This window comes from Bradyrhizobium sp. USDA 4474, assembly GCF_054057515.1.
In genome coordinates, this window is the sequence record NZ_JBSRZJ010000002.1 from 1,566,038 (window position 1) to 1,582,612 (window position 16,575).

Annotated in this window: 15 protein-coding genes; 5 read left to right on the top strand and 10 right to left on the bottom strand. The window is 63.9% G+C overall.

Going from position 1 to position 16,575, the window contains the following annotated elements; all coding sequences use genetic code 11:
• Positions 1-18: 18 nt before the first annotated feature.
• Complete coding sequence (locus ACVW16_RS09200) at positions 19-813, bottom strand: DODA-type extradiol aromatic ring-opening family dioxygenase (protein ID WP_456738781.1); 795 nt, start codon at positions 811-813, stop codon at positions 19-21.
• A 161-nt stretch (positions 814-974) separates the two neighbouring features.
• Between ACVW16_RS09200 and ACVW16_RS09205 the strand changes: the two genes are divergently transcribed.
• Positions 975-1,154 carry a hypothetical protein gene (locus ACVW16_RS09205; protein ID WP_456698931.1) on the top strand — a complete coding sequence of 60 codons (180 nt, stop codon included), beginning with the start codon at positions 975-977 and terminating at the stop codon, positions 1,152-1,154.
• A gap of 7 nt (positions 1,155-1,161) precedes the next feature.
• Here the strand turns inward: ACVW16_RS09205 and ACVW16_RS09210 are convergent, their stop codons facing one another.
• On the bottom strand, positions 1,162-2,631 hold the full coding sequence (locus tag ACVW16_RS09210) for a carboxylesterase/lipase family protein (protein WP_456735958.1): 1,470 nt from the start codon (positions 2,629-2,631) through the stop codon (positions 1,162-1,164).
• A gap of 83 nt (positions 2,632-2,714) precedes the next feature.
• On the bottom strand, positions 2,715-2,924 hold the full coding sequence (locus ACVW16_RS09215; protein WP_456698933.1) for a hypothetical protein: 210 nt from the start codon (positions 2,922-2,924) through the stop codon (positions 2,715-2,717).
• Positions 2,925-3,153: 229 nt separating this feature from the next.
• On the opposite strand from ACVW16_RS09215, the gene ACVW16_RS09220 reads away from it, so the two are divergent.
• The 3 genes from ACVW16_RS09220 to ACVW16_RS09230 all read left to right on the top strand — a co-directional run bounded on the left by ACVW16_RS09220 (position 3,154) and on the right by ACVW16_RS09230 (position 6,687).
• Complete coding sequence (locus tag ACVW16_RS09220) at positions 3,154-5,844, top strand: flavin-containing monooxygenase (RefSeq protein ID WP_456735959.1); 2,691 nt, start codon at positions 3,154-3,156, stop codon at positions 5,842-5,844.
• A gap of 92 nt (positions 5,845-5,936) precedes the next feature.
• On the top strand, positions 5,937-6,245 hold the full coding sequence (locus ACVW16_RS09225; protein WP_456698935.1) for a hypothetical protein: 309 nt from the start codon (positions 5,937-5,939) through the stop codon (positions 6,243-6,245).
• A gap of 136 nt (positions 6,246-6,381) precedes the next feature.
• Positions 6,382-6,687, top strand: a complete 306-nt coding sequence (locus ACVW16_RS09230) for a hypothetical protein (RefSeq protein ID WP_456735960.1) — start codon at positions 6,382-6,384, stop codon at positions 6,685-6,687.
• Between the two features lie 279 nt (positions 6,688-6,966).
• On the opposite strand, the gene ACVW16_RS09235 is transcribed toward ACVW16_RS09230, so the two are convergent.
• The 4 genes from ACVW16_RS09235 to ACVW16_RS09250 all read right to left on the bottom strand — a co-directional run bounded on the left by ACVW16_RS09235 (position 6,967) and on the right by ACVW16_RS09250 (position 12,288).
• Positions 6,967-7,119, bottom strand: coding sequence for a hypothetical protein (locus ACVW16_RS09235; protein WP_456698937.1), 153 nt, complete (start codon positions 7,117-7,119; stop codon positions 6,967-6,969).
• 90 nt (positions 7,120-7,209) lie between these two features.
• A complete protein-coding gene (locus ACVW16_RS09240; protein WP_456698938.1) occupies positions 7,210-7,734 on the bottom strand; it encodes a septal ring lytic transglycosylase RlpA family protein in 525 nt (174 codons plus the stop codon).
• Positions 7,735-8,044: 310 nt separating this feature from the next.
• Positions 8,045-9,697: an NAD-dependent malic enzyme gene (locus ACVW16_RS09245; protein ID WP_456802343.1), complete on the bottom strand. Its 1,653-nt coding sequence runs from the start codon at positions 9,695-9,697 to the stop codon at positions 8,045-8,047.
• 257 nt (positions 9,698-9,954) lie between these two features.
• Positions 9,955-12,288, bottom strand: coding sequence for a mechanosensitive ion channel domain-containing protein (locus ACVW16_RS09250; RefSeq protein ID WP_456735961.1), 2,334 nt, complete (start codon positions 12,286-12,288; stop codon positions 9,955-9,957).
• A gap of 543 nt (positions 12,289-12,831) precedes the next feature.
• On the opposite strand from ACVW16_RS09250, the gene ACVW16_RS09255 reads away from it, so the two are divergent.
• Positions 12,832-13,716 carry an MBL fold metallo-hydrolase gene (locus tag ACVW16_RS09255; RefSeq protein ID WP_456698941.1) on the top strand — a complete coding sequence of 295 codons (885 nt, stop codon included), beginning with the start codon at positions 12,832-12,834 and terminating at the stop codon, positions 13,714-13,716.
• 48 nt (positions 13,717-13,764) lie between these two features.
• On the opposite strand, the gene ACVW16_RS09260 is transcribed toward ACVW16_RS09255, so the two are convergent.
• Genes ACVW16_RS09260 through ACVW16_RS09270 form a run of 3 tightly spaced genes read right to left on the bottom strand, consistent with a single transcriptional unit; the run spans position 13,765 to position 16,575 of the window.
• Complete coding sequence (locus ACVW16_RS09260) at positions 13,765-14,724, bottom strand: polyphosphate kinase 2 family protein (RefSeq protein WP_456735962.1); 960 nt, start codon at positions 14,722-14,724, stop codon at positions 13,765-13,767.
• Positions 14,684-15,697: a branched-chain amino acid ABC transporter permease gene (locus tag ACVW16_RS09265; protein WP_456698943.1), complete on the bottom strand. Its 1,014-nt coding sequence runs from the start codon at positions 15,695-15,697 to the stop codon at positions 14,684-14,686. The genes ACVW16_RS09260 and ACVW16_RS09265 overlap by 41 nt, the downstream gene beginning before the upstream one ends.
• Complete coding sequence (locus ACVW16_RS09270; protein WP_456698944.1) at positions 15,694-16,575, bottom strand: branched-chain amino acid ABC transporter permease; 882 nt, start codon at positions 16,573-16,575, stop codon at positions 15,694-15,696. Before ACVW16_RS09270 ends, ACVW16_RS09265 begins: the two co-directional genes overlap by 4 nt.

The following is a 16,575-nucleotide window of genomic DNA, read 5'->3' on the forward strand; positions in this document are numbered from 1 at the left end:
CCGCAAGCGGGAGAGATCTCATCCAAACTTGTACGACGCCATCGCGACGTTCGCGACCTCGTCGACGAAGACGCGCTTGCCGACGTCGTCGCCGGCGGCACCTGCCGCAACCATCAGCGGCAACAGGTGATCCTCGCGCGGATGGGCAAGACGCGCACTCGGCGCCTTCTCCCAGTCGACCAGCATGGCATTGCGACGCGCCGCATCCGGATTGCCGATCGCCTCGTTCAGATAGGCCTCGAAATCGTAGGAAACCGGCTTTGACTCGGCGCGGCCAAAACCGCGCATGTTGTGATAGGTGAGCCCGCTACCGACGATCAGGATGCCCTCGTCCCGGAGCGAGGCGATCGCCTGCCCGACCTTGATGTGCTCGGCCGCGTCATAGCTCGACTTCAGCGACAGCAGCACGATCGGCATGTCGGCGCTCGGGTACATCAGGCCGAGCGGCACGAAGGTGCCGTGATCAAAGCCCTGATCGGGATCTTCCCGGCAATCGAGGCCCGCATGCTTGAGCAGCGCCCTCACCTCTGCAGCGAGTTCGGGCTGGCCCGGCGCGGGATATTTGATGTGGTAGGTATGCTCGGGGAAACCGTAATAGTCGTACACCATCGGCGGATGCGCCGAGGTCGACACCGTAAAGGCCTCGGCCTCCCAATGACCGGTGATGACGAGCACCGCCTTCGGCCTTGCGGGCAGAAGCTGCGGCAGCCGGCCGAACTCCGCGGCGGTCTTGGCATATTGCACCCGCCTGTCCTCCATGAACGGCCAGGGGCCACCGCCGTGGGACAGGAAGAGGGTCGGAAATCGCGTCATTTGTGGCGGCTCGTCTCAACGACATCATGCGCGTGTATCTGCCCGCGCGCTCGGCGGCGAGCATAGGCAAACCGGTATGGTTAGCAAGTCGTTAACGATTTGCCGCCCACAATCCAGCCGTGGCCGAAGGAACGGGCCAGAAGACAAGCGAGACGGTTGAGATGAGGAAGTTTGCGCTGGGGGATGTCGTCAACAGTGACAAGGGCCGCCGCGGCGTCGTCCGCGCCGCCTACCGATCAAAGGAAGGCCAGCAGTTCTACGCCGTCGAGAAGGACGGCGCGATGGACTATCTGGAAGAAGACCGGCTAACGCCGGCGCCGCGCGTCGAGCTCGCGGCCTAAGCCCAACTCATTTCTCGCTCTCACGCGCAAGCCGGTCCAGACGCTCCGCAGACGGGTCGTCGCCGCTGGCGATACGGTCATTCGCAATCAGCAGCAGATGGTCACCGTCCGCAGCGGCATCCCAGTGCGGCAGCTCCGCGCCGTTGGGATCGCCGCTCCGGGCGAAATTGATCCAGTAGGCCCGGATGCGGCTTGCGACCTCGCGATCACGCCGCGAGAAAATGCCGGCGCCCGGGACCCCCTCCGCGCCGAAGATGAATTGCAGCTCGCGCCCGTGGCCTTCGTCTGGATTGCTGCGCCGGGCTTCCGGCACATAGGCAAAGCGATAGCGGAAGGTCGGCGCGCCCGTCGCGGCATGCAGCCGGGCGAGCCGTCGCGCCGGTTCGGCAAAAACCTTGTCGGTGTAGAAGCTCGCCGCCACCTCTGACGGTTTCGCAGCGTTCGGATAGAGCTCGCGCAGCGCGTCCGGGCTCTCGCCCGACGATGACAACGCCTCCTTGACCTCGAGCTCGCTGTCGAAGCGGGTCTCGTCGTCATTCGAGCCGACGATCAGGGGAATGCGGCTCTCATGTCCTGCCGCAAATCCGGCGGCGATGTCTTCCGTCACCAGGTTTCCATCCATTGCCGGCGCAAAACTGCGCGGCGTTTTCTCCAGCAGGCGCTGTTCGGCAGCAAGCAGGCGCGCCGGCGCGGCTGCACGCAAATCCGCGGCTGGCCCGAGCGCGGCGACAAGCTGCCGGCCCACGGCCTCGGCCTGCTGCGACGACGGCAGGAGCGCGCGGCCGGGCACCGATTGCAGAATGGCTTTCTGGAACAGATCGCGTGATTGGGTGCACAGCATCAGCAGCGCGATCGATGTCGCGCCGGCGCCGTTGCCGAACAGCGTGACGTTGTTCGCATCGCCGCCGAAGGCCGCGATGTTGTCGTGCACCCAACGCAACGCCGCGATCTGGTCCATCAGGCCAAAATTGCCGGAGCCGCCGTCCGACAGCGCGGGATGGGTGAGCCAGCCGAACGCGCCCAGACGATAGTTCACGGTCACCACGATGAGGCCGGCCTGTGCAATCCTCGAGCCGTCGAACAACGGATCGTTGGCGGTGCCCGTAACGAAGCCGCCGCCGTGGATGAACACCATCACCGGCAGCGGCCCGTCGATGCCGAAGGGGCGAAACACGTTCAGCGTGAGGCAATCCTCACGCGCCGCGGGCATCGACGGCTGCAGACATGGCGCGCCATAATCGTAGGCCGTGCTCATCTCCGAACTCTCCGGCAAACTCTGCGGCGGACGCCAGCGCAGGTGACCGACCGGCGGGGCTGCATAGGCGAGGCCCTTGAAGGAGGCCACCTCGCCGGCGACGGCCCCGAGCATCTGGCCTTCGCGCGTCAACGCAAATGGAAATTGTCCAACCGGTTGGGCCCTGGCCGCGCCGGTGCAGAGCAATGCAAGGACCGCAATGAGCGCAAGCAGGAATCGCATCTTCCGGGAATCTCGATGCGCGAAAATGTTCCCCTGCAGGTTACGTCCGCGGCCCGGAGCGAGGCAAGCGCTGCGACCCGCCTCTAGTGGCCCTTGGCAATGATCTCCGCGAGCGCACGTCGCGCGATGATGCCGAGCTCGCCCAGCGTTGAATGGCCGGACCGAGCCGCCTCGATCAGGCGTTCGGCGATGAACCTGCGGCTGTCGTGATCGCCGCCATGCGGCAATTGACGGCACGTCTCCTCCAGGACGACGTCCATGTTGGCTTTGGTTCGTTCACTCAACTCTGTCATGACGATCTGGGGTATGCGTGGCTTGTAGCCGCAAGCATACACAGACGGATCGTCCATGATTAGCCCGGGCAATCACGGCCATTGTGCGTCGCGATGCGTGCATCGAACCAACCGTTCGCGCCGCCACGATGACGCCGCAAACGGCTACCGGGGATTGCATCTGTTCTGATGACAAGCCGAACCTGCAGGGTTAGCCTGCCGGCAAAACAAGATAGACGGGAGGAACACCATGCCTGACGCAATGGTCGCCGCGCCTGACTCCAACACGGCTGACGGAACCGTCCAACAGGTCGACGTTGCGGTGGTCGGAGCCGGATTTGCCGGGCTCTATCTTCTCCATCGCCTTCGCAAGGCGGGCTTTTCGGTCGTCGGTCTCGACGAAGCCGGCGATGTGGGGGGCACCTGGTACTGGAACCGCTATCCCGGCGCGCGCTGCGACATCCAGACCATCGATTACGGCTACACGTTCGATCCGGAACTCGACAGTCTCTGGACCTGGTCGGAGAAATACGCGACGCAGCCGGAAATCCTGCGCTATCTCGGCTTCGTTGCCGACCGCTACGATCTGCGCCGCGACATCCGCTTCAAGACCAAGGTCACCGAAGCCAGATGGGACGAGCAAGCCGAGCGCTGGCAGCTGACCACCAACAACGGCGCGCCGGTCTCCTGCCGCCATTACATCATGGCCACCGGCTGCCTCTCCGCGCCAAAGCCGCCGGAAATCGACGGCGTCAAGGATTTCAAGGGCGAAATCTATTTCACCGGACGCTGGCCGCATGACGGCGTCGATCTCGCGGGAAAGCGCGTCGCCGTGATCGGCACGGGCTCATCAGGCATCCAGTCGATTCCGCTGATTGCCGAGCAGGCGGCGCATCTCACCGTGTTCCAGCGCACGCCGAATTTCGCGCTACCCGCGCATAACGGCCCCTCGCCGGCCGATCGCAGGGATCTGTTCCAGAGCGACCGCGCGGCCTATCGCGAGCAGGCGCGGCAGTCGATGGCCGGTGTGCCCTATCCGCAGCAAACCGTCGTGAGCTGGCAGCTCAGCGATGCCGAGCGTCGCGAGCGCTTCGAACGCGCCTGGGCGGCCGGCGACCTCGTCCACATCCTGAGCCAGCTCTGGGCCGATCAGGCCGTCGATGTCGACGGCAACAAGATCGTCCAGGACCTGATCCGCGAAAAGATCTCGGCGGCCGTGAACGACCCGGAGACGGCGGCGGCGCTGATGCCGCACGATCATCCGTTCGGCGCCAAGCGGCCCTGCCTCGAGACCAATTATTACGCGACCTTCAACCGGCCTGATGTCACGCTGGTCAATCTGCGCCAGGAGCCGATCAAGGCGATCACGGCAAGCGGCATCTCGACGAGCGGCCGCAGCTTCGATGTCGACATCATCGTGTTCGCGACCGGATTCGACGCCATGACCGGCGCGATCCGGGCCGTGCATCCGATCACGGGGCGCGGCGGCAAGTCGCTGACGGATGTCTGGGCACAGGGGCCGCAGAGCTATCTCGGGCTCACCGTCGAAGGCTTTCCGAACTTCTTCATGATCACCGGGCCCGGCAGCCCGTCGGTGCTGTCGAACATGGCAGTCTCGATCGAGCAGCATGTCGACTGGGTCGTCGATCGCCTCGCCGCGCTTCGCGATGCGGGTTTCACCACGATCGAGCCGACCGAGACGGCGCAGGCCGGCTGGAACAGGCACATGGCGGACTGCGCGATGCTGACGCTGCACCGGCTCGCCAACACCTGGTACACGGGCGCCAACGTGCCCGGCAAGGTGCAGGGCCTGATGCCCTATACCGGCGGCGTCGGGCCCTATCGCAGCATCTGCGACGAAGTCACGAGGCGCGGCATGCTCGGCTTCAGGCTGTCGGGCCCCAACGTCGCCGCGCAATGCAATGACGGCGAGGTGGTGCGGCTTCAGCCTGACGTCCGCCTGGTGCTGAACCTGCTGACCTCGCTGAACCTGCCGCCGATCGAGTCGATGGGCGCGATCGGCGCCCGCGCCTTCGTCAATGAGTTCAACAAGGGCCGGCCGGCGGGACGGCCGATCGGCGACATCGTCGACGGCACTTTACCCGGCGCCGACGGCCCGCTGCCTTATCGCCTCTACAAGCCGGCGACGCCGGGCCCGCATCAAATCGTGGTCTATTTCCACGGCGGCGGCTGGGTGCTCGGCGACGAGCAGTCGGACGAGCCGTTCTGCCGCGACATGGTGCGGCGGACGGGCATGGCCTTCGTCAGCGTCGGCTATCGCCATGCACCGGAGCATCGCTTCCCCGCAGCGGCCGAGGACGGCTATGCGGCGACGCGCTGGATATCGGAGCATCTGGCCGAGCTCGGCGGCATCTCGGGCCCGGTACTGGTTGCGGGATGGAGCGCCGGCGGCAACATCGCCGCCGTCACCTGCCAGCTCGCGCGCGACCGCGGCGGGCCCAACATAGCAGGCCAGCTGCTGGTATGCCCGGTCACCGACTGCAGCTTCGACCGGCCCTCCTATAACGAGAATGCGACGGGCTACTTCCTGACGCGGTCGCTGATGTACTGGTTCTGGGACCTCTACTGCTCGCCTGCCGACCGCACCGATCCGCGCGTCTCGCCGCTGCGCGGCAACGTCGCCGGCCTGCCGCCGGCTTTCGTCGTCACCTGCGAATTCGATCCGTTGCGCGACGAGGGCATCGCCTATGCCGAGGCGATGGCGGCCGCCGGCGTACCGGTCGAGCAGCTCAAAGCGCACGGCCATTTCCACTCGTCCTTTCCAATGGTCGACGTGGTGATCACTGGCGTCCAGGGCCGGGTGCAGATGGCTGGAGCCTTGCGGCGCTTCGCCGGGCTTCCGCCGGAGGCCAAAAGCGGCGACGAGACCAGCCAAAGCCAAGTGGACCCGGCACGCAGGATCGCAGCGGCTGCGAGTTAGGCGGCCGACGGGAACCTTTGCCCTGACGTCGCGTTGTTGCGGCCTGGCATCGAGATGCAGCAATGGTGTGGGCCCCGGCATGCAGGCGTTGCATGCTGGGGTTGTTTTTGCGTGAGGCGGGGACGATGGGGGATGCATCTGATACGAATTCAAAGGTCGATTTCGGCGCGCGGGCAGTGCTGCAGAAATGGCCCTCACTCGGCAATCAGCGCCGGCCGGACCGCACGCCCTATCAGGTGAGCGAAGGCACGCTCGACGCCTGCATCTCGGCTTTCATGCAGAAGCCTGCGCCATCCAGGCATCTCTATGAGATCCGCACGGCGGCGCAGCCACCGCTGGTCACGGACATTCTCTCGCCCGAGCACGTCATCGAGCTGTCGCGGCTGCGGGACTATCTCTGACCGTAGGCGAACACCGCCGCACACCACCGACAAGGGTCTCATGCGCCTGCCGTCATCCGGCCAGGAACCTTCTTCCGGTTTTTCCCGTTAACCGCATCGGAAGCCAAGAAACCAGGCCAAGACGTGAGTATCTCCGATGCTTGAAGCTGGCGTGCCATCCGCGGTCGTGCCCTACGGCGCAGACCAGACCATGTTCGTGGTGATCGATCGCCTCGACAAGACCACTGAAATCGGCGTCGAACGAAACGATCTCGATGCAGCGATCAGCGAGCTCGTCGCCGGCTGCTTCAACGATCCCGTCAAGGTGATCTCGTTCAACACGCTCGAGCACTGGATGAAGGACATCTCGACCGACGTCGCCGACGAGATCCAGGCGCGGTGCGATATCGATGGCGTGACGCTGCCGGATTATCTCAGTGATTTCGTCGAGAGCCACAGCTGAGCTCTTCGCGATACCCGCCTCAAATCGCAGGCAACAAAAAAGCGCCGCTTCCGCGGCGCTTTTCGTGTGTCGATATCACAATCCTAGTGGTGCCAGAATATTGCCAGCAGCAGGATGATCGGCAGCGGTACGCCAAGCAACCAGAGCAAAGCACCTCGTCCAAAGCCCATGATTTCCTCCTCCATGGTCATGCAGACATGACGTCGGAGACGGGAGGAAGTTCCGCGGCCCGCGGTGAGGACGAATGCGTGCAGAGCATGGATCGCGGGAGTTATAGCGTCAGCCGCGCCGCCGGCCGGCGATGACCTCGATCTCGCGGCGGCGGTCGCCGGCGAAGGTCAGGAGCTTTTCGATCGTCAGCGCATCCGTGATCCGTTTGGCAAGTCGCTCGGCGCGCGCAGCCTGATCTTCGAGATACTGGATCGTGTTCAAGCGCCGTCTCCCCCCAAAGCCCCGAATTGCCGGACATCCATCGTGCGGGAGAGCGACTAACAGCCGGTTAAGCAAGGTCCGGATCATGCTCTATTGCACCACGTCGAGCCGGACATTGGCGAGGCCCTTGTCGACCATGCCGAGCGCCTCGGCCGCGGACGGCGAGATGTCGACCACGCGTCCACGGACAAACGGCCCGCGATCGTTGACCCTGACGGTGACGAAGCGGCCCGAGGAGACATCGGTGACGCGCAGCCTGGTGCCGAACGGCAGCGTCGGATGAGCCGCGGTCATCTCGTTCTTGTCGAACCTCTCGCCGCTTGCGGTCTCGGTATCCGAATAGAAACTGGCGAGACCGTGCGAAGCGGTGGACTTGGCGTCCGCGGTCTCATCGTGGACACGCAGCCGGCTGACCGGGTGCGGATGCAGCGCTGCGAGACGGTGCGGATGCTCGATCGCCGCCTGTCTGCTGGTCGTGGCAAGGTCGGCCTTCTGGCGACCAACCGGTGATTGCGCGCATGCGGCGAGCGATGCGGCACCCACGATGCCGAGCAGCAAGCGGGGCGACATTGCCAGCGAAGTCAGGGTCGTTTCGGCACGTGCAAAGCGAGACATATTGCGCCCTCCGAACACGCCCAAGTTTCGGCGGGCAATGAGGGCAGAACCTTGTCTGAAGAAAAGCAGGCCTGAGGCCAGGGGCCGTTTCGCGCCAGCTGTGACGAATTCACCACAGTCACATGTCCCGTTTAGACACAGAAGCGCGCAAGATCAGCCCGCATTGCATCTCCCGATGCATTCCGACCTCTTCCCGCTGAAGCTTGGGGAGAGGTTAAGGAGGTACTCTCGCTCGCTCCCTCTCCCCGTTCTCACGGGGAGAGGGAGGGATGAGGGGCCACCTCCGCAGGCTCGACTTGAATTGTGAGCCTCAGTATTTCGGCTCGTACATCTGCGACTGGACCAGGCCCTTCACGTCGTTGGGCGGGGGTCCGTCGGCAAGCCCGCGCTGAAAGGCGACGTCCGCGACGGCAACCGCAATGCGGGCCGAGACCTCGCGGATGCGCGGCAGCGCCGGATAGAGGCTGCCTTGATCCAGATCCTCCTTGCCGACGCAATTCGCAAGCGTATGGGCGGCCGCCATGAACATCTCGTCGGTCACGAGCCGCGAGCGGCTGGCGATAACGCCGAGGCCGACGCCGGGGAAGATGTAGGAGTTGTTGCCCTGGCGCGGCACGAAGGTGCGGCCATTGAGCTTGACCGGATCATAGGGACTGCCGCAGGCAAACAGCGCACGCCCCTCCGTGTAGCGGTAGGCATCCTCCGCCGAGCACTCCGCCTTCGAGGTCGGATTCGACAGTGCGAACACGATCGGCTGCGCGTTGAGCTCGGCCATCGCCTTCAGCACATCAGGGGTGAACGCGCCGCCGACCGCGGCGACGCCGATGATCGCCGTCGGCTTGAGCGTCTTGATCGCGGTGAGGAAGTCGGCGATCGGCGCCTGGTCGGTATGGGCATAGCGGAGCTTGTGGCCGGAGAGGCCGGCGCGGCCGCTGACGACGAGGCCGCGGGAATCCACCAGCCAGTTGCGCGGCAGCGCCTCCGCTTCGGTTGCGCCCTCCGCCATCATGGCGGAGACGACCAGATCGGCAATGCCGGTCGCCGCCTCGCCCGCCCCGAGGAACAGGATACGCTGATCCCCGAGCTTGCCGCCGCTCACCTTCAGCGCCGAGAACAGGCCGGCGAGCGCGACTGCCGCGGTGCCCTGGATGTCGTCATTGAAGACGCAGGCTTCGTCCCGGTATTTGTGCAGCAGCTTGAACGCGGAATGATTGGCGAAATCCTCGAACTGGATCAGCACGCCCGGAAAGGTTTTTTGCGCGGCTGTCATGAACTCGTCGACGAAGCTGTCATAGGCTTCGCCGGTGAGCCGCCGCTCGCGCAGGCCGAGATAATAGGGATCGTTGAGAAGCTCTTCGTTGTTGGTGCCGACGTCGAGCACGACAGGCAGGCATTGCTCGGGATGCACGCCTGCACAGGCCGAATAGAGCGACAGCTTTCCGACCGGAATGCCCATGCCGTTGGCGCCGAGATCGCCGAGGCCGAGGATGCGCTCGCCGTCGGTGACGACGATCAGCTTGGCTGGATAGGGCCAGTTCTTCAGAATCTCGGCAATCTGGCCGCGATCGCGCGAGGAGATGAACATCCCGCGCGGCCGCTGGAAGATCAGGCCGTATTTCTGGCAGGCAAGCCCGACCGTCGGCGTGTAGATGATCGGCTGGATCTCGTCGATGTTGTCGACGACCACGCGGAAGAACAGCGATTCGTTGCGGTCATGCAGCGCATTCAGCGCGACGTATTTTTCCAGATCGGTCGGCAGCGTGCGCAGATTGGTCAGCACCCGCTCCGCCTGCGTCTCCATCGTCAGCACGCACGGCGGCAGCAGGCCGCGCAGACCGAGCGCGGTGCGCTCCGCCTCGGTGAAGGCCGTGCCCTTGTTGAGCAAGGGATCGCGCAGCAGCGCCATGCCTTGCATGGCTTCGGATGATGTCGGTTGGGCGCTGACCCGATCAGGTCTATTCACGAAATCCCCCAGGGAGTTTCTTATTGAAGGGGGATCATTGTCGGCCAGTGCTCAAGCGAGATCAAGGACCGTCCGAGCCTTGCATCGATTGTGATCTCGCACCGCAGCGAGATTTTCGCTGATAATCCCAGTTGCGCACGACGCAAAGGTTACCGCGAGCGAGTTCGAAGCCTGGTCGAACGTGATGTCGATCTGGTCTGCCACGAGATCGATCATGGCGGGGCCGCCGCCGCGAAAGCGCGAAGGCAAGCCGGAAACTATCCCGCGGCCCGCCGCGGCGTCAGGTTCGTGGCCATTTCGGCCGGCGACCCGACGTGCATCAGAATGGTCTGGGTGGCCGAAGCCACCTCGATGCCGTTCTGCTGGAAACGCTGCTTCATGCGGCGGTTGAACTCGCGCTGGACGGGCCAGCGCCCGGCCTCGGTGCAGCGGATCTGTCCGACGATCGACACCATCGCGCCGTCGACCTTGTCGATGCCCCAGAGCTCGAGATCGCCGCGGATCAGCGGGCGGAAGTCCGGCTCGCGGCGCATCTCCTCGACGATGTCCTTGAGGATCTGGCCGGCGCGATCGGTGTCCTCCTTGTAGGCGACATTGACGCTGACCGAGGCATTGCCGGCGCCACGGCTGGCGTTGGTGATGGTCGTCACCGCGCTGAACGGCACGATGTGCACGGCGCCATCGCCGGCGCGCAAGCGAATGGTACGGATCGAAACGTTCTCGACCACCCCCGATAGCCCCGACACGCTGACGGTGTCGCCGACCTGGACCGTGTTCTCCAGCAGCAGGAACAGGCCGGTGATGAGATCCTGCACCAGCTTCTGCGAGCCGAAACCGATGGCAATGCCGACGATGCCGGCGCCTGCGAGCAGCGGCGCGACATTGACGCCGATTTCGCTCAGCGCCGTCAGGCCGACGACGGTGGCGATCAGGCACAACAGCGCCGTGCGCAACATCGGCTGGAAGGTGCGCAGCCGCGCCGCACGAGCATAATGTCCATCGCGCGACAGCGTATTGATCTGCCGGTCCAGCAGCGCATTGCTGGCCTCCCAGATCGCCGCCGCGATGGCGACGGCGATGCCGATCGTCGCCACCGCCGAAACCAGCCGGCTACCGATCTGGCCGCCATAGAACCAGACGATGGCATCGACGCCCCAGACTTCGAGCACGGCAACCAAGCCGATGAAGGCGATCACGCCGGAGACGATCTTGCGCAACAGCGGCAGATAGCGGTTGGCGCGGATCTCCAGCCCCGGAAACCGCTGGAGTATCTCAGGCTGGATGCGAAAGCCGCGGTCGATCAGGCTCAGCGTCACCACGGTGGCGACTCGCGTGATCAGCACCACCGCGACGGTGCCGACGAAATATTGCAGCAGCAGCGAATAGCCATTGCGGATGTTCAGCGCCCAGACCGCCCACAGCGCCAGGTCGAGCGCAATGGCGAGATAATGCCAGCCGCCGGCGATGCGATTGCGCAGCCGCGCCGCGATCCCCTGCCGGTCCGCCGGCGCACGGATGGCGTCGGCGACCTGGCGGCGGCATTGCAGGATGATGACCACGATGAACAGATGAACGACCAGCATCACCATGCGGATGAGCGCGGCGTAGCCGGCGCGATGCAGGCCGAGCAGCAGCGCCACATTGGCAAAGGCGATGCCCGATACCGCGACGCCGACGATGCGGCGCGCCCAGATCTCGATATAGGCCGCGGTTTCGGCGCGCGCCGGAAACAGACCGAACGGCCCAGCCAGCGCGCGGACGAGACAGATGAGCCCGCGCGAAAACGCGTAGGCGTTGACGACGGCGAGGATCACAAGGCGCACGGTGGCGGGCTCGCCGATCTCCGTTCCGAGCAGTGCGGTCGCAAGGCTCACGAAAACGACCACCGGGAGCAATTCGAGCACCAATCGTCCCACCACGAAGGGCAGCCGCAGCAACACCTGCCAGACACGCGCGAGACTGTGCCGGCGCCTGTGCAGATCGGGCGCCGGAGTGACATCTGCGACCGACGACGGCCGATCGGCAATGGGCAGCGCCTGCGCCGGCAGGCGCGCGGTCTGCGGCACGCGCGCTTCGAGGAAGGCGACCGGACGCCGGATCAGGCGGACACCGACCCATTCGGCCGCAAGCGCGCCACTGAACACCAGCGCCAGCTTCCAGGCGATTTCGATCAGGAGATTATAGGCATCAGGATCATTGGCAGTCCGCACAATCCAGTAATAGAAAGCCCAGAAATGCGTGAGCGTCCGCGCCATATCGGCGACATCGCGCGAGATCTCGCCGATCTCTTCGGACACCGTGAGCAGAAGCTGCGCGCCGAGACCGTCGGCCGACAGCGGGATCGGTGATTTCGACTCCGGCGCCGCTGCCTGCTGCTGGCCCGATGCATTGGCGATCGCGCGCAGCGTATCGATCATTTGCGCGCGCTTCTTGTCGTCCTGGAGCGTATCCAGCGCCCGCCTGGCCTCGTCGGGCGACAGCGCAGGCGCGCCGCTGGCGACCGGAGCAGGCGGCTCTGCGCGGCTTGGAGACAGCGATGTGATGGAGAGAAAGAAGGCGACGAAAAGCGCCGAGGCAAGCTTCTGCGACACGCGGATTCCCCAAAGTGAATGAAACGCGCCGGCGGAATCGTGACCGCGCGAAGCACTGCGTCATGTCGGAACGGCGCTATTCGCCTCCGTCGTGTGTCGGAAGTAGGTCAAGGAGACGACAATGTCTTGGCATTTGCTGCATTGCAGGGAGCTTGAAACGCACAGCGCCGGGCAGGTAGGGGCTTTGCCTTACTGATGCAGCCCACTAAACCTGTACCCGGCGTGCCGTTCGCGGTTTACGCCGCTATGCGATAGTCCGAACGAGCTCCATCGCACTTAACGCGGCTGGATTTGCGGAGGTGGCGTCATAGACCTCCCCTTGCTCATGGTGTGGACTTTACGCGTCGCTTGTTTGCGACCGCCGATATGCTCCTCCCGTGACATAAAACTGTCAAGCGGGATTGGGGGCGGTCAGGATCACATTTGCGGGCCTGTTCCGCGATCGGAGCGATCGAGCGAAGGGAGCGGAATAAATCCCTCTTCGCAGCGTTTGTGTGAGAGACATATCCGCCGCATTGCCCATCCCTTTTCGGAAAGCCGCAGATGAAATCATTATCTTGCATCGCCGTGCTCGCAGCCCTCGTCAGCGGCTACGCGTTCGCGCAGACCGCGCCGCAGACTTCCACAACGAAAGTCGAGGGCACCGACAACGTCTACATCTTCCGCTACGGCGGTCATCAGTCGATGTTCGTGGTGACACCAAAGGGCGTGATCGCAACCGATCCGATCTCCTATTTGCGTCCGGCAAAGCCCTATATCGATGCAATCAAGGCCGTCACCGACAAGCCGATCAAATACGTCATCTACAGCCACCACCATTACGATCACATTGCCGGCGGCCAGCCCTTCAAGGACCTTGGCGCAACCTTCATCGCGCATCGCCGCACCAGAGAGCGGCTGCTCGAGCTCAAGAAGCAGAACGCGCTGCTGGCAGACATCGTGATGCCTGACCAGGTGGTCGACGATAAGAAGACCCTCACGCTCGGCGGCACCACGCTGGAGCTCGACTATGTCGGCCGCAACCATTCCGACAATTCGCTGGTGATGCGGCTGCCGAAGGAGAAACTCGTCTTCGTGGTCGACTTCGCGCCGATCGAATCCGTCCAGTTCCGCAACATTCCCGACAATGCCTCGCCGCTGGAATACATCGCCTCGCTGAAGAAATTGGCGTCGCTCGACTGGGAGCGCATGATCCCCGGCCATCCCAATGCCGGCGGCCGGCTCGGCACCAAGAAGGATGTCGAGGACGACATCGCCTACATGGAGGATCTCTCAGCCGAGGTGAAGAAAGCGGCCGATGCCGGCAAATGCATCGACACCGCGATGAAGGAGGTGAAGCTGCCGAAATACGAGAAGTGGGCGAACTACGAGGCGAGCCTGCCCGCCAATGTCGAGCGCTTCTGCTATTGGTGGGGCCGGGGGTATTGATCGCGTCGAACTCGCGGCGTGGGCAAAGGCGCGCGTTAGCGCCGTGCCCTACTGTGCATGAGGTTGTTTTCGCAGTTTTCGTTTCGTCCGCTTCTTGGCCCCCTTCTCCTCCTGCTCCAGCGCCTTGCGCACGTTGTCGAACTCCGCCCGCGAAGCCTTGTCGGCGCGGGGAAAGCGCAGGTCGAGCTTTTCCAGTTCCGCCACGATGACCGAGCCGATCACGACGCGGGCGAACCATTTGTGGTCGGCGGGGACGACATACCAGGGCGCATGGGGCGTCGCCGTGTGGCGCACGATATCCTGATAGACGGCCTGGTAGCGCGGCCATAGGGCGCGCTCCTTGATGTCGTCCATCGAGAATTTCCATTGCTTGGCCGGCTCCTCCAGCCGGTCGAGGAAGCGCTCGCGCTGTTCGTCCTTGGAGAGATTGAGGAAGAATTTCAGCACCAGGGTGCCATTGCGCGCCAGGTAGCGCTCCCAGGCGGAGATGTCCTCGAACCGCTCCTTCCAGATGTTCTTGGTCACGAGCTTCGAGGGCAGCTTCTCATTGGCGAGGATCTCCGGGTGAACGCGCGTCACCAGGCATTCCTCGTAGTGCGAGCGGTTGAAGATGCCGATATGACCGCGCTCGGGCAGCGCCACGACGTGACGCCAGAGGAAATCGTGGTCGAGCTCATTCTTGCTCGGCTGCTTGAAAGCGGTAACCTCGCAACCCTGTGGATTGATGCCCTCGAAGATCGCCTTGATGGCGGAATCCTTGCCGCCTGCGTCCATGGCCTGGAGCACGATCAGCACCGACCAGCGGTCCTGGGCATAGAGCTTCTCCTGAAACGCGATCAGCCGCTTCTTGTTGGCATCCAGAATCTCCTGCCCCTGCTCCTTGTCCAGATCGCCCTTCTCGTCGGTCTTGTAGTCCTTGAGGTGGAACTTGCCAGACCCGTCATGCCGGAATGGCGTGATGTAGCGATCAAGTTCCTGGGCGAGCGATTTGGACGGCTTTTTGCTCATGAGCGCGGGGCACCTTGCGTTGCGGCTTCAATCGGTCAAGCACGCTACCAAGGATGCCCTTCGGAAGGAATATGATGAAAAGCACCAGCACCACGCCATAGACGAGGTTGTCCCAGCCCACCGCCTTGGTGCCGAAGCCGATGCGCAAGGTTTCCGCGAGCAGGATGGTGATGACCGCTCCGACCGTCGGACCGAGCGAGACGAACAAGCCGCCGACGATCGCCGCGAACACCATCTGGAGCGACACCGCGATGCCGGAGACGGTGTCGGGCGTGATGAACATCTGGTACTGGCAATAGACGGCCCCCGCCAGCGCCGTCATGACAGCGCTGATCAGCGTGATCTTGAGTTTCTCCGCGCTGACATTGACACCGGCGGCCGCCGCGGCATCCTCGTCCTCCGAGATCGCCTCGAGCGCATAGCGGCTCATGCTGCGGTCGATCACATGCCAGACGATGATGCCGCTGAACCACACCGCAAGCGCGACCAGATACCAGCTGGTCTTGTCGTCGAATTGCAGCGCCAGGAGCTTGTTGCCGGAGGCGCGGTTCGGCGTGTAGCCGAGCGAGCCGCCGGTATAGTCGCGCGTCGCCGTGATGACCTGGAGCACGATGCCTGACAGCGCGAGCGTCACCAGCACGAAATAGTGCCCCGTGATGCGGAAGCGGAAACAGGGATAGCCGATGATGAGCGCCAGCACGCCGGCCGCGATCATGCTGAGGGGAATTCCGATCCAGGGCGACCAGCCCAGATGATTCCACGACAGCGCGGTGACATAGGCGCCGATTCCCATGAAGCCGCCATGGCCAAGCGAGACCAGACCGAACCGTCCCATCATCGACCACGACGTATAGGCGAACGACCAGATCAGGATCAGCACCAGAATGTGCAGGTGGTAGGGATCGCGGTAGACGAAAGGCAGCGCGACCAGAGCGATCAGTCCTGTCCCCCACGCGACAAGCCGGCCCGTCATCGTCGCCTCGCGAGCAGGCCCGCGGGCCGGATGAACATCATCACGATGAAGAAGGCGAAGGCGAGCACGTAGCCCCATTCCAGATCCGAAAACAGGCCGCCGAGCGAGATGATCTCGGCGAATACGAAGGCGGCGATGAAGCCGCCGATGAAATTGCCCAAGCCTCCGAGCACGCAGATCAGGAAGGTGATCGGCCCAAATGACAGGCCGACGAAGGGGTGCACGTCATATTGCAGCACCAGCAGACAGGCCGCGAGCCCGGCCAGCCCGCCGCCGATCGCGGAGGTGATGAGATAGATGCGCCTGGTGTCGACGCCCATCAGCGCCATGATCTGCCGGTCCTGCGAAATGGCGCGGATCGCGGTGCCGGTGAAGGTGCGCGTCATGAACAGATAGACCGCGACCATGCCGACCAGCGCCGCCAGGAACGACAGAAGGCGTGCGTAGCTGAAATTCATGTCGCCGAAAGCAAGCACCGGCAGGCGGATGCCGAGATTGCGGAAGTCGATACCGAAGGCAATGGTGGCAAAGCTTTGCAGCACGAACAGCACACCGCCGGTTGCGAGCAGCTGGTTGATCGGCGGCGCGGTGAGCAGCGGCGCGATCACGAGGTAGTGCAGCAATGCGCCGAGGATCGCGACCAGCAGGATGGTCAGCGGCGCGGCGATGAAATAGCTGATGCCGTAGTACTGGACCAGGAAATACATTGCGTACATGCCGATCATCACGAGTTCGGCGTAGCAGATCCAGGTCACGTCGATGACGCCGAAAATCAGGTTCAGCCCGAGTGCGAGCAGCGCCAGTACGCCCCCGAGCAGGATGCCGTTGATGACCGCCTCGAGCAGGTAGATGTCGAAAATGTCCAGGAACGCCTGCAT

Excerpts from the sequence above, each read along its gene's own strand:
- ACVW16_RS09265 (WP_456698943.1), bottom strand. The coding sequence starts at position 15,697 with ATGACGGGCCGGCTTGTCGCGTGGGGGACAGGACTGATCGCTCTGGTC.
- ACVW16_RS09230 (WP_456735960.1), top strand. The coding sequence starts at position 6,382 with ATGCTTGAAGCTGGCGTGCCATCCGCGGTCGTGCCCTACGGCGCAGAC.
- ACVW16_RS09205 (WP_456698931.1), top strand. The coding sequence starts at position 975 with ATGAGGAAGTTTGCGCTGGGGGATGTCGTCAACAGTGACAAGGGCCGC.
- ACVW16_RS09210 (WP_456735958.1), bottom strand. The coding sequence starts at position 2,631 with ATGCGATTCCTGCTTGCGCTCATTGCGGTCCTTGCATTGCTCTGCACC.
- ACVW16_RS09200 (WP_456738781.1), bottom strand. The coding sequence starts at position 813 with ATGACGCGATTTCCGACCCTCTTCCTGTCCCACGGCGGTGGCCCCTGG.
- ACVW16_RS09270 (WP_456698944.1), bottom strand. The coding sequence starts at position 16,575 with ATGCAGGCGTTCCTGGACATTTTCGACATCTACCTGCTCGAGGCGGTC.
- ACVW16_RS09240 (WP_456698938.1), bottom strand. The coding sequence starts at position 7,734 with ATGTCTCGCTTTGCACGTGCCGAAACGACCCTGACTTCGCTGGCAATG.
- ACVW16_RS09255 (WP_456698941.1), top strand. The coding sequence starts at position 12,832 with ATGAAATCATTATCTTGCATCGCCGTGCTCGCAGCCCTCGTCAGCGGC.
- ACVW16_RS09215 (WP_456698933.1), bottom strand. The coding sequence starts at position 2,924 with ATGACAGAGTTGAGTGAACGAACCAAAGCCAACATGGACGTCGTCCTG.
- ACVW16_RS09220 (WP_456735959.1), top strand. The coding sequence starts at position 3,154 with ATGCCTGACGCAATGGTCGCCGCGCCTGACTCCAACACGGCTGACGGA.
- ACVW16_RS09260 (WP_456735962.1), bottom strand. The coding sequence starts at position 14,724 with ATGAGCAAAAAGCCGTCCAAATCGCTCGCCCAGGAACTTGATCGCTAC.
- ACVW16_RS09225 (WP_456698935.1), top strand. The coding sequence starts at position 5,937 with ATGCTGGGGTTGTTTTTGCGTGAGGCGGGGACGATGGGGGATGCATCT.